The organism is Streptomyces sp. NPDC057900 (assembly GCF_042887885.1).
Lineage (GTDB): Bacteria > Actinomycetota > Actinomycetes > Streptomycetales > Streptomycetaceae > Streptomyces.
Genome location: NZ_JBHVOI010000001.1, coordinates 694,931 through 706,817 on the forward strand (window position 1 = coordinate 694,931; position 11,887 = coordinate 706,817).

General features: G+C 71.4%; 10 protein-coding genes. 7 read left to right on the plus strand and 3 right to left on the minus strand.

Features of this window, described 5'->3' with window-relative positions:
• The first annotated feature begins 201 nt into the window (after nt 1–201).
• From ACFVQ0_RS02780 to ACFVQ0_RS02790, 3 genes are read left to right on the plus strand one after another with little or no spacing between them, the layout of a single operon-like run.
• The gene (locus ACFVQ0_RS02780; RefSeq protein ID WP_390083883.1) at nt 202–999 is read left to right on the plus strand and encodes a (5-formylfuran-3-yl)methyl phosphate synthase; all 798 of its coding nucleotides are present in this window, start codon (nt 202–204) and stop codon (nt 997–999) included.
• 8 nt (nt 1,000–1,007) lie between these two features.
• Nucleotides 1,008–2,414 (plus strand): aldehyde dehydrogenase family protein, encoded by a 1,407-nt coding sequence (locus tag ACFVQ0_RS02785; protein ID WP_390083885.1) that lies wholly within the window; start codon nt 1,008–1,010, stop codon nt 2,412–2,414.
• A gap of 1 nt (nt 2,415) precedes the next feature.
• Nucleotides 2,416–3,504 (plus strand): NAD(P)-dependent alcohol dehydrogenase, encoded by a 1,089-nt coding sequence (locus ACFVQ0_RS02790; protein ID WP_390083887.1) that lies wholly within the window; start codon nt 2,416–2,418, stop codon nt 3,502–3,504.
• Nucleotides 3,505–3,587: 83 nt separating this feature from the next.
• On the opposite strand, the gene ACFVQ0_RS02795 is transcribed toward ACFVQ0_RS02790, so the two are convergent.
• The gene (locus ACFVQ0_RS02795; RefSeq protein ID WP_390083889.1) at nt 3,588–4,454 is read right to left on the minus strand and encodes a class I SAM-dependent methyltransferase; all 867 of its coding nucleotides are present in this window, start codon (nt 4,452–4,454) and stop codon (nt 3,588–3,590) included.
• A 186-nt stretch (nt 4,455–4,640) separates the two neighbouring features.
• Nucleotides 4,641–5,174: an EF-hand domain-containing protein gene (locus ACFVQ0_RS02800; protein WP_390083890.1), complete on the minus strand. Its 534-nt coding sequence runs from the start codon at nt 5,172–5,174 to the stop codon at nt 4,641–4,643.
• A gap of 566 nt (nt 5,175–5,740) precedes the next feature.
• On the opposite strand from ACFVQ0_RS02800, the gene ACFVQ0_RS02805 reads away from it, so the two are divergent.
• A complete protein-coding gene (locus ACFVQ0_RS02805; RefSeq protein WP_390083892.1) occupies nt 5,741–6,661 on the plus strand; it encodes a diiron oxygenase in 921 nt (306 codons plus the stop codon).
• Nucleotides 6,662–6,719: 58 nt separating this feature from the next.
• Nucleotides 6,720–8,366 (plus strand): FAD-dependent oxidoreductase, encoded by a 1,647-nt coding sequence (locus ACFVQ0_RS02810; protein ID WP_390083894.1) that lies wholly within the window; start codon nt 6,720–6,722, stop codon nt 8,364–8,366.
• A 75-nt stretch (nt 8,367–8,441) separates the two neighbouring features.
• On the opposite strand, the gene ACFVQ0_RS02815 is transcribed toward ACFVQ0_RS02810, so the two are convergent.
• Nucleotides 8,442–8,978 carry a DoxX family membrane protein gene (locus ACFVQ0_RS02815; protein ID WP_390083896.1) on the minus strand — a complete coding sequence of 179 codons (537 nt, stop codon included), beginning with the start codon at nt 8,976–8,978 and terminating at the stop codon, nt 8,442–8,444.
• A 236-nt stretch (nt 8,979–9,214) separates the two neighbouring features.
• On the opposite strand from ACFVQ0_RS02815, the gene ACFVQ0_RS02820 reads away from it, so the two are divergent.
• The gene (locus ACFVQ0_RS02820) at nt 9,215–11,230 is read left to right on the plus strand and encodes an FAD-dependent oxidoreductase (protein ID WP_390083898.1); all 2,016 of its coding nucleotides are present in this window, start codon (nt 9,215–9,217) and stop codon (nt 11,228–11,230) included.
• A 66-nt stretch (nt 11,231–11,296) separates the two neighbouring features.
• Complete coding sequence (locus ACFVQ0_RS02825; RefSeq protein WP_390083900.1) at nt 11,297–11,854, plus strand: PadR family transcriptional regulator; 558 nt, start codon at nt 11,297–11,299, stop codon at nt 11,852–11,854.
• Nucleotides 11,855–11,887 lie beyond the last annotated feature (33 nt).

An 11,887-nucleotide genomic window follows, 5' to 3' on the forward strand; every position in this document is an offset into this window, starting at 1 on the left:
GGCCCCGTGCCGCGGGCGGCGCGATCCGGCGTGGACGGCGGAATGCGGCGCGTTGCGGGGTCGGGGCGGTGAACCGTTCTGACTCCGCACGCCCTGCCGGTGGCCGCGGCCCGCCGCCATGATGAGCGGACGGCAAGTGATCCAAGTGACTCAGATCCGACCGCCCCCGGGCAGGCCGGTCTGCGGTGGAAGGAATCCACATTGTTGCTTCTCATCTCCCCGGACGGCGTCGAGGAAGCCCTCGACTGCGCGAAGGCGGCGGAGCACCTGGACATCGTCGACGTCAAGAAGCCGAATGAGGGGTCGCTCGGCGCGAACTTCCCCTGGGTCATCAGGGAGATCCGGACCGCGATCCCGGCGGACAAGCCGGTGTCCGCCACCGTGGGGGACGTACCGTTCAAGCCCGGCACGGTGGCCCAGGCGGCGCTCGGCGCGGCTGTCTCCGGGGCCACGTACATCAAGGTCGGCCTCTACGGTTGCACCACGCCCGAGCAGGCCGTCGAGGTCATGCGAGGGGTCGTCCGCGCGGTGAAGGAGTACCGGCCGGACGCGTTCGTCGTCGCCTCCGGGTATGCCGACGCGCACCGGATCGGCTGCGTCAATCCGCTCGCGCTGCCCGACATCGCCCGGCGTTCCGGCTCCGACGCGGCCATGCTGGACACCGCGATCAAGGACGGGACGCGGCTGTTCGACCATGTGCCGCCCGATGTCTGCGCGGAGTTCGTCCGGCGGGCCCACGAGTCCGGTCTGCTCGCCGCCCTCGCGGGCAGTGTCAAGGCGGCCGACCTCGGGGCACTGACTCGTATCGGCACCGACATCGTGGGGGTGCGCGGGGCGGTCTGCGAGGGGGGAGACCGCAACACCGGTCGGATTCGGCCGATGTTGGTGGCCGCCTTCCGGGCGGAGATGGACCGGCACGCCCGGGAGCACGCCGCCACCGTCGGCACTCCCACCGTCCCTGCTCCTGCCCCTGCCCCTGCCCCTGCCCCTGCGAGCTGACCGCCGATATGCCGAACTGCCGGCGCCGCCGCGGGCCCGGTGCTCGCGGCGAGCGTTTCGCCGTCGTCGATCCGGCGACGGGCGAGGCCTTCGACGACTCCCCCGACCAGCAGGCGGACGAGCTGGACGCCGTCGTCGGCCGGGCCCAGGAGGCCTGGCGGGACTGGCGGGCCGATGACGGCGCCCGCGCGACCGCTCTGCTCGCGGCCGCCGACGCCGTGGAGGCGGCAGGCCCCGGCCTCGCTCCGCTGCTCACCCGCGAACAGGGCAAGCCCCTCACCGAGTCGTACGCCGAGGTCGCCCGCACGGCGGCCCGGCTGCGCTACTTCGCGGGGTCCGCTCCCGAGCCCCTGCCGATCGCGGACGGCCGTCCGATGCGCAGCGAGATCCGCTGGCGGCCGCTCGGTCCGGTGGCCGCGATCGTCCCGTGGAACTTTCCGCTCCAGCTCGCTTCGGCGAAATTCGCTCCCGCACTCGCCGCGGGCAACACGGTGGTGCTCAAGCCGTCCCCGTTCACGCCTCTCGCCACCCGGCTGCTGGTGTCCGTGATCTCCGCCGCCCTGCCCGAGGACGTGCTGACGGTCGTCACGGGCCGTGAACCTCTGGGCGCACGTCTCGCGTGCCATCCGGGGATCCGCCATGTGACCTTCACCGGTTCGGTTCCCACCGGGCGCGCGGTCGCCGAGGGCGCGGCGGCCTCGCTCGCCCGGGTCACGCTGGAGCTGGGCGGGAACGATGCCGCGATCCTGCTGGACGACGTGGATGTGGACCGGATCGCCGAACGGCTGTTCTGGGCGGCGTTCCGCAACTGCGGGCAGGTCTGCATGGCGGTCAAGCGCGTCTACGTCCCGGACCGGCTCCACTCCGTTGTGGTGGAGGCCCTCGCGCAGTACGCGAAGTCCGCGGTGGTCGGGGCCGGGCTCGATCCGGGCACGCGGTTGGGGCCGGTCAACAACGCCCCGCAGCTGGCCCGGGTGGCGGACCGCACGGCCCAGGCCCTGTCGGACGGCGCCCGCGCCGTTACCGGTGGCCACCGGCTGGACCGGCCGGGCTACTTCTTCGCGCCCACGATCCTGACCGATGTGCAGCCCAGCAGTGCGGTGGTGACGGAGGAACAGTTCGGTCCGGTGCTGCCGGTGCTGCCGTACGGGAACCTCGACGAAGCGGTCGCGGCGGCCAACGACACCCGCTTCGGGCTGGGCGGCTCGGTGTGGGGAACCGACCTCGACCGGGCGGAGGCGGTCGCAGGCCGGCTGGAATGCGGAACGGCGTGGATCAACCACCATGCCGAACTGTCCCTCGCCCAGCCCTTCGCGGGCATCAAGGAGAGCGGGGTCGGCGTCGCGGGCGGCCCGTGGGGGCTGTACGGGAACCTCAGGCCGTTCGTCGTGCACCGGCCTCGGGAGGAGGTGTGAGGTGAGGTTCGACGCGGCGGTACTGCGCTCGTACGGGGACCCGTTCACCGTCGAGGAGGTGGCCCTGGACGCGGGGCCGGCGCAGGGCGAGGTCCTGGTCAGGATCGCGGGCTGCGGGATGTGCCGGACCGATCTCGCGGTACGGCGCTCGGCGGGCCGCTCACCGCTTCCGGCGGTGCTCGGCCACGAGGGGGCCGGGGTGGTGGTGGAGACGGGCGGCCCGGACACCGGCCTGAGCACCGGTGACCACGTCGTCCTTGGCTTCGACTCCTGCGGAGACTGCCGGGCCTGCCTGAGCGGTGCCCCCGCCTACTGCGACTCGTTCGCCCCGCTCAACCTCTTCGGAGGCCGGACGGAGCACGCGGCGCGGTTCAGGGACGCGGCCGGTGGGGAGCTGGCTCCCCGGTGGTTCGGTCAGTCGTCGTTCGCCGGGTACGCGATGGTCCCGGCCCGCAACGCCGTGCGGGTCGATGCCTCGCTGCCGGTCGAACTGCTCGGCCCGCTCGGCTGCGGATTCCTGACCGGGGCCGGTGCCGTCCTCAATTCCTTCGGCATCGGCCCCGGTGACACCCTCGCGGTCTTCGGCGCGGGGGCGGTGGGTCTGGCCGCGGTGATGGCGGCCACCGCCGCCGGGGCGGTGACCGTGGCCGTCGACCGGTTTCCGGAACGGCTGGCCCTGGCCGAGCGGTTCGGTGCGATCGCGCTGCGTGCCGGATCGTCCGGACTGGCCGACCGGATCCGGGGCCGGACCGACGGCGGCGCCCAGTACGCGCTGGACACCACGGGCTCCGCCCCGCTGATCAACGACGCGCTCCGGGCCCTGCGCCCGACCGGTCATCTCGGGCTGGTGGCACGGCTGCGCGACGCGCTGCCGCTCGAACCGGGCTCGCTCGACAGGGGCCGGCGGATCTCCCACATCTGCGAGGGGGACGCGGTGCCGCGGCTGTTCGTCCCGAGGCTGACCGGTCTGTGGCAGGCGGGCCGGTTCCCCTTCGATCAGCTGATCCGTCTGTACCCGCTCTCCGACATCAACGAGGCCGAACGCGACTGCGAGGCGGGCCGCGTGGTCAAACCGGTGCTGGTTCCGTAGCCGCCGCACCGGTTCCGGCGGCCAGGGAACCGCTCTCGGGGGCGCAGGCCCGACGGGCGTACCGGGACCGGCCGACAACAGCTTTACGAACGTGGCTTGTTGGCGAACACCCAGCGGTTGCCCGCCAGCGCGTCGTTCGCCTCGGGCAGCGGGCCGCGTCCGTGGTGGCGGGTGAATTCGAAGGGGGTGTGGACCGCTGTGGACCAGCCCCTGCCGGTCAGGCTTCCGGCGGAGTCGGGCCTGGGCTCCCTGTTGAACAGGGTGAGGAGGTCGATGCCGATCTGCTGGGTCGTCGCGGTGTAGAGCGGGCTGTCGCGGTATTCCAGCAGATCCTTGTCGAGTTTGACCTCGAAAGCGAGGGCGCTTCCTCCGGTGCACAACCGGTCTACCGTGTCCATGAGCTGGGTCTCGGTGGTGCTGGGCAGATAGAACAGCAGCCCCTCGGCCAGCCAGACACTCGGTGCGGCCGGGTCGAAGCCGACGGCGGCCAGTGCACCGGACCAGTCCGCGCGCAGGTCGATCGGGACCGGTATTCGCATCGCCTTCGGGACGGCCGACAGCCCGTCGAGCACCTCGTGTTTGAAGGCCAGCACGCCTGCCCGGTCGACCTCGAAGATCACACAGTCCGCAGGCCAGTCGAGCCGGAACGCCCGGGAGTCCAATCCGGCTCCGAGCAGCACCACTTGGCGGGCGTCCGCGCGCACCGACCGGAGGAGGAAGTCGTCGAGGACCCTCGTCCGCAGACCGAAGTAGCGCGCGAATCGCCCCCACAGCGGGTTCGCGTCCCCGTCGGGAACCTGCTGGATGCGGGTCGGCCAGTCCGCGCACGCCGGTGCGGCGAGCACGAAGTGCTCCGCGAAGACGTCCCGTGCCAGGGAGTCGTGGCGGTGGGTCTCGATCGCGCGTGCCGCGGCGACCAGAAGAGCGGTCAGACCGACGCCTCCCGCCACCCCTTCCGCTTCTCCTGTCCCTTTGGATATTCCCGCCCCATTCACGCCTTCCGCCCCTTCTCTTCCGCTGATCTCTTTTTTCTCCACTGATCCGGCACTCGCACCCCCTGAGACACAGCGAGAACACACAAACAGCGAAGCATTGAAACGGCGGGTCCGATTCCATTCGGAACGGGACCCGCGATCTCATACTGCCGCACCCCCGACAAGGAAGTCACCAGGAATACCGGCCTTTTCCGGACTGTAGTAGTCCTTGATGCCGACCACCCAGGACGTCACCTCGATCCGATCGGAATCCGAGGGACCGAACGCATCGAAAAGGGCGTCGATATTTGGGGGCTCGAAGCCGATCGCGGTCATCAGCGCCATGAAGAGCGGCCGCTCGATGAGGCCGTCGCCGTCCGGGTCGCCCAGCGCGGCGAGCGATTCGGCGAAATCGCTGACCGCGAGGTCGAAACGCGCAGGTGACAGCACGCATGCCGCGAACTCGTCGAAGGTGATCAGACCGTCCCCGTCAGCGTCCAGTTCGACCCTGAGGGTCGACCAGTACCGCCAGAAAGCGGCCACCATGGCGCTCTTCGCCGCATCGTCGGAATCGGGTGCCGCCTCGATGACACGACTCGCCATGAGCTCGAAGTCGTCGGCTTCGAGAACGCCATTGGCGTTGGCGTCGAACAGCGAGAAAACGAGCTTGACCCGATTGGTTGCCTCTACACGCACAGCCCAGCCACCTTTCTTCTGACCGAACCGCACCGGCGGCCGGAAGGAATCAACGAATGATCAGTCACCGCACCTGCCGACCTTGCCCGGATCCCCAGGATTCGGCCGCCTCTTTACTATCCAGCCGACCATCACCCCTGCTCGAAAAATCCACGCCGATTCACCTGAACGGGTGCATTTCATCCAGATGATGTGTGACGCGAAAAATCAGGCATTCGGAACGCGAAGGAGATGCGAGCACCCCGGCCCGGCCCACCGGCCGGACGTCTGCCCGACACCCTCGCCGCCGGACCCAGCCGGACCCCCAGCCAGACCTCCGGCCGGGCTCCGCGCCGGGCGGAGTTGCGGCCGGGACGCCGACGCGTCGTGGAGAGACCGTACGAATGTGTCGCACAGGGCTAGGCCGACGCCCGCTCTTGTTATACCTTCCGTCCAACAGCTTGCTAGACGCCACGTCTAATAAGCGAGGACGGTGTCCGGCGGCCGGCTGTCTCATCGAGAGGGCAGGGATGAGGCTCCGGTCGGGCGCCGTCGGGTCGATCTCCCTCGATTCAAGGAGCCGCTCCATGGCAAGCAGCACTGTTCGGCCGGAGGACCACCACCAGGACCGGTCCGCCGGGCAGGACGTCGCCCGGCGTCTGCTCGACTCGGCCGCGAAGCTGTCGTACGACCCGGCCGCGGAGGTGGACTGGGACACCCCCTTGGACCCGGACCACCACGGCGCGAGCCCCGAGTGGAGCACGCTCTACGGGACCGCGTACTGGCAGGAGTTGACCGAGGCCCAGCGCAAGGCCCTGACCCGCCAGGAGGCCGCGTCCGTCGCCAGTACGGGCATCTGGTTCGAGATGATCCTGCAGCAGATGGTGTTGCGCGACATGTACGCGAAGGACCCGACCGACCCGCGGTTCCAGTGGGCGCTCACCGAGGTGGCCGACGAGTGCCGGCACTCCATCATGTTCGCCCGGGGCGCGGCGAAGCTCGGCGCACCGGCCTACCGGCCGCACCGCGCGGTGGTCGAACTGGGCAGGGCCTTCAAGACACTTGCCTTCGGAGAGGCCGCCTACGCGGCGATCCTCGTCGCCGAGGAGGTGCTCGACGTGATGCAGCGCGACTGGATGCGGGACGAGCGGGTCGCGCCGTTCGTCCGCACCATCAACAACATCCACGTGGTCGAGGAGTCACGGCACATGAAGTTCGCCCGTGACGAGACCCGCAGGCGGCTGCGGAACGCGGGTCCGGTGCGCCGCCACATCAACTCCCTCGTGGTCGCGATCGCCTCGTACTACATCGTCACCAGCATGGTGAACCAGGACGTCTACGCGAACGCCGGTCTGGACAGCGAGCGCGCCCGTAGCGAGGCGGGGGCCAACGAGCACCACAAGTCGCTGATGCGGTCCAGCTGTTCGGGCCTGATGGAGTTCCTCGCCTCGGCGCGGCTCCTCACCAAACCGGCCCTCTTCTTCTACAAGCGCGCCTCCCTGATCTGACCGGCGCGCCGACCGAACCGACCGCGCGACCGAGCGACCGAGCCGACGAGATGCCGAGATGACCTACGCCATCACCCAGACCTGCTGCAGCGATGCCACCTGCGTGGCCGTGTGCCCCGTCAACTGCATTCACCCGACCCCGGAGGAACAGGCCTTCGGCAGCACCGAGATGCTCTACGTCGATCCGGCGACCTGCATCGACTGCGGCGCCTGTGCGGATGCCTGCCCGGTCGACGCCGTCTTCCCGGTGGACAGCCTCTTCGGGGCGCGCAAGGAGTACGCCGCGATCAACGCCGCCTACTTCGAGGACCGGGATCCGGAGCCCGTCGCCGGGCCGAACTTCCATGCCTGGGGCGCGCCCTCGTTCCCGCGCAGCCTGCCGTCCGGTTTCGCGCCGATCCGGGTGGCGGTCGTCGGCACCGGACCGGCCGGGATGTACGCCGCGGAGGACCTGCTGCTGCACACCAACGCCGAGGTCACGCTGGTGGACCGGCTGCCGGTGGCGGGAGGCCTGGTGCGGTACGGCGTCGCGCCCGATCACCCCGCGACGAAGAAGGCGGGCGAGACGTTCGCGCGCTTCCACTCGCACCCCCGGGTACGCATGGCCCTGGGCGTCGAGGTGGGCCGGGACGTCACCGTGGCGGAGCTCGCCGAGCACCACGACGCGGTGATCTACGCGGTCGGCGCCTCCACCGGCCGACGGCTCGGCATACCGGGCGAGGACCTGCCGGGCAGCATCTCGGCCACCTCGTTCGTGTCCTGGTACAACGCCCACCCGGAGACGCCGCCGGAAAGCGTCGCCCTGACGGCGGACCGGGTGGTCGTCGCCGGGAACGGCAACGTCGCGCTCGACGTCGCGCGCATCCTCGTCACGGATCCGGCCGCCCTGGCGGACACGGACATCGCCGGTCACGCGCTGTCGGCCCTGCGGGACTCAAGGGTGCGCGAGGTGGTGCTGCTCGGGCGGCGCGGCCCGGAGCACACCGCCTGCACCGCCTCCGAACTGCTCGCCCTCAAGCACCTGCCGGGTGTGGAGGTGGTCGTCGACGACAGCGACCGGAGGACGGGCGCGGCGATCGATGCCGCAGCGCCGGGCGAGAAGGCCGCGCTGTTCCGGGACATGCCACGGGAGACGGCAGGCCGTTCGCGTACACCGGCCGCCGCACGGCGCATCGTCTTCCGCTTCCACGCGGCCCCGGCTGAAGTGCTCGGCCGGGACCAGGTCGAGGCGGTACGGGTGACGGCCGCCGAGGGGCGGCGGGAGATATCCGCGGGGCTGTTCCTGCGGGCGATCGGATACCGGGGTCTGCCGGTGCCGGGGCTGCCCTTCGACGAGACGACCGGAACCGTTCCGCACGAGGGCGGCCGGGTCACCGGCATGGCCGCGACCTACGTCGTCGGCTGGATCAAGCGGGGCCCGTCGGGCGGCATCGGGGCCAATCGCACCTGCGCCGCCGAGACCGTCGGCTCCCTCCTGGCGGACGCCGTGGCGGGCGTACTGCCCTCCCCCACTCCCCCGCCCCGGGCGTTCCACCGCCTCGCCCGGAGCCGGGGCCGCGATGTCATCGACGCCAGGGGGCTGGCGGCCATCGAACGGGCCGAGCTGGCGGGCGGCCGCGAGCAGGGCCGCCCGCGGGTCAAACTCGCCACGGTGCCCGCGCTGGTCGCGGCGGCGAAGCGCGGCCGCCGCAGACCACCGAACTGACCGGACGGGACAGGGCTGGACCGGACGGGCCCCGAGCGGTCGGCGAGGAACCCCGGGCTCAGGTCCCCCGCCGGATCAGAACTCCTCCGGAGCGGGCGCCGGGGCCGGGACCTGTCCCCTGGCCCGCTTGCCGACGACGGCGGCGGCCGCCACCGCGCCGCCCGCGAAGGCCAGCGCCACCGTCCAGGGCCGGTTGAACACGTGACAGGTGGCCTGGTCCACGGAGTAGCGGCCGGGGCCGATCAGTCCGATCGCGGCAGCGGTGAACCCGAGGAAGGCCGGGTACTCGTATCCGCCGCCCTGTGCGAAGAATCCGGCGGGCGCGTGGACGGCCACGGCACCGGCCATGGCACCGGCGGCCGCCGCACCCGCCGCGGGCGTGGCCAGGCCCAGGGCCAGCAGCGCGCCGCCGCCGGCCTCGCCCAGTCCGGCCGCGACCGCGCTGTGCTTCGGCGGGTGGAAGCCCATCGCCTCCATCGCGGCGGTGGTGCCCTCGATGCCTCCGCCGCCGAACCAGCCCACCAGTTTCTGGCTGCCGTGCGCTGCCAGCACCGCGCCGGTGCCGACGCGCAGGAGAAGGAGGCCGAGGTCACGACGGTTCACGCTGCCCATGGGGTTCTCCGGGAGGGTTCGGGGGCCCGGCCGGACGGATAGGGGCCCCGGGTGCGGTACGGATCCACTCTCCGCGCCCCGGCGCCCCGACGGGTCACGTTGTTAGGCCGTCCGGGCACCGCCAAAGGACGGGTGACCCGTGACACAGTGCGACGTACGCCATTGTGCAACTTGTTGCACAATGGCGTTGCGGTGCTCTAGAACTGGTGCGACGACACTGCGCGAGGAGCCGCCGCATGAGCCCGTACCCGCATCTGCTGAGCCCGCTCGACCTCGGGTTCACCACTCTCCCGAACCGGGTCCTGATGGGATCGATGCACATCGGTCTGGAGGAGGTCGAGCACGGCTTCGAGCGCATGGCCGCGTTCTACGCCGCCCGCGCGCGCGGCGGCGTGGGCCTGATGGTCACCGGCGGCATCGCGCCGAACGACGCCGGCTGCACCTTTCCCGGCGGCGCGAAGATGACCACGGAGGCGGAGGCGGCCGAACACGCGCGGGTGACCTCTGCCGTGCATGCGGCGGGCGGCCGGATCGCCATGCAGATCCTGCACTTCGGGCGTTACGCCCATCACCCCGGTCTGGTGGCACCGAGCGCGGTCAAGGCGCCGATCAGCGCGTTCACCCCGCACGCGCTCACCGACGAAGAGATCGAGTCGACCATCGAGGACTTCGTCACGGCGGCCGCGCTGGCGCGGCGCGCGGGTTACGACGGCGTCGAGATCATGGGCTCCGAGGGCTACTTGATCAATGAGTTCATCGCCGCCGAGACCAATCACCGCGACGACCGCTGGGGCGGCTCGTACGAGAACCGGATCCGCTTCCCCCTGGAGATCGTGCGGCGGGTCCGCGAGCGGGTCGGCAGCGACTTCATCCTGATCTACCGGCTCTCGATGCTGGACCTGGTGCCCGGCGGCTCTTCGCTGGAGGAGGTCGTGCGGCTCGCCCGGGAGATCGAGGCGGCCGGGGCGACGATCATCAACACCGGCATCGGCTGGCACGAGGCGCGCATCCCGACCATCGCGACGTCGGTGCCGCGCGGCGCGTTCACCTGGGTCACCGAGAAGGTGCGCGGCGCCGTCTCCGTACCGCTGGTGACGAGCAACCGGATCAACACCCCGGAGGTCGCGGAGGAGATCCTCGCGGCGGGGCGCGCGGACATGGTGTCGATGGCCAGGCCGTTCCTCGCCGACCCGGACTTCGTGGTGAAGGCGAGCGAGGGCCGCGCGGACGCGATCAACACCTGCATCGGCTGCAACCAGGCCTGTCTGGACCACATCTTCAGCGGTCAGGTCACCTCCTGCCTGGTCAATCCGCGGGCCTGCCACGAGACGGAGCTCACGCTGTCACCGACCAGGACCCGCAAGCGGGTCGCGGTCGTCGGCGCCGGTCCCGCCGGACTCGCGTGTGCCGTGACGGCGGCCGAGCGCGGCCACGAGGTGACGCTGTTCGACGCGGCGGAGGAGATCGGCGGGCAGCTCAACGTGGCGCGCCGGGTGCCGGGCAAGGAAGAGTTCAACGAGACGCTGCGCTACTTCCGTACCCGGCTGGCGGAGGAGAAGGTCGGGGTCCGGCTCGGTGCCGCGGTCACCGCGGAGCAGCTCGACGATTTCGACGAGATCGTGCTGGCCACCGGGGTCACGCCGCGCACCCCCGCGATCCCGGGCGTCGACCACCCCAGCGTGGTCAGCTACCTCGACGTCCTGCGCCACGGGGCGCCGGTGGGCGACCGGGTCGCGCTTGTCGGGGCGGGCGGGATCGGTTTCGACGTGGCCGAGTTCCTGACCGACGGCGGGGACGCGGCGAGCCTGGACCCGGAGGCGTTCTTCCGGCAGTGGGGGGTGGACACGGAGTACCGGGAACGGGGCGGACTGGGCACCGCAGAGCGCCCGAAGTCGCCGCGTACGGTCCATCTGCTCCAGCGCAGGGCGAGCAAGGTCGGCGCGGGGCTCGGGAAGACGACGGGGTGGATCCACCGCACCGAGCTCCGGCACCGCGGCGTGACCATGCTGGCGGGCGTGGGCTACGAGCGCATCGACGACGACGGGCTGCACCTCACGGTCGACGGCGAGCAGCGGTTGCTGCCGGTCGACACGGTGGTGCTGTGCGCGGGCCAGGAGCCCCGGCGGGAGCTGTACGAGGAGCTGCTCGCCGCGGGCAGGGCGGCGCATCTGATCGGCGGCGCGGACGTCGCGGCCGAGCTGGACGCCAAGCGGGCGATCCGTCAGGGCACGGAGCTCGCCGCCGCGCTCTGACCGAGCGTGTCCGGGTGTCCGAACGGCTGGGCACCCGGCCGCCCGGCCGTCCTTAGGATGCACCCCATGTCACTCCCGCACGCGATCCTCACCGCCCTGCTCGAAAAGCCTTCCTCGGGGCTGGAGCTGACCCGCAGGTTCGACCGTTCGATCGGCTACTTCTGGCCGTCCACCCACCAGCAGATCTACCGGGAGCTGGGAAAGCTGGAGCGGGCCGGGCAGATCAGGGCGCTCGTCCCGGCGCAGCCCGCCAGGGGCCGGAAGAAGGAGTACGAGGTGCTGCCGGCGGGCCGCGAAGCGCTGTCCGAGTGGGTGGCACGTCCGGAGGACCCGAAGCAGGTCCGTGACCCCCTGCTGCTGCGGATGCGGGCGGCGGCGGTCGTCGGGGCGCCGGGCCTGGAGACCGAGCTGCGCCGGCATCTGGCGCTGCACCGGCAGCAGCTCGCGGAGTATCTGGCGATCGAGGAGCGGGATTTCCCTCCGGAGCGCACCGCGGCGGAGGACCGGCTGCGTCATCTCGTGCTGCGGGGCGGCATCGACCTGGAGAACTTCTGGATCGGCTGGCTGACCCGCGCACTGGCCGATGACGCCGCCGTCGCCCCGGCGGAACCCGGCCCTCAATAACCGGCCTGGGCCTTCACCGCGTGCTCGGGCCCT

Coding starts and splice junctions, on each gene's coding strand:
- ACFVQ0_RS02785 (WP_390083885.1), top strand. CDS start 1,008: ATGCCGAACTGCCGGCGCCGCCGCGGGCCCGGTGCTCGCGGCGAGCGT.
- ACFVQ0_RS02805 (WP_390083892.1), top strand. CDS start 5,741: ATGGCAAGCAGCACTGTTCGGCCGGAGGACCACCACCAGGACCGGTCC.
- ACFVQ0_RS02810 (WP_390083894.1), top strand. CDS start 6,720: ATGACCTACGCCATCACCCAGACCTGCTGCAGCGATGCCACCTGCGTG.
- ACFVQ0_RS02815 (WP_390083896.1), bottom strand. CDS start 8,978: ATGGGCAGCGTGAACCGTCGTGACCTCGGCCTCCTTCTCCTGCGCGTC.
- ACFVQ0_RS02820 (WP_390083898.1), top strand. CDS start 9,215: ATGAGCCCGTACCCGCATCTGCTGAGCCCGCTCGACCTCGGGTTCACC.
- ACFVQ0_RS02825 (WP_390083900.1), top strand. CDS start 11,297: ATGTCACTCCCGCACGCGATCCTCACCGCCCTGCTCGAAAAGCCTTCC.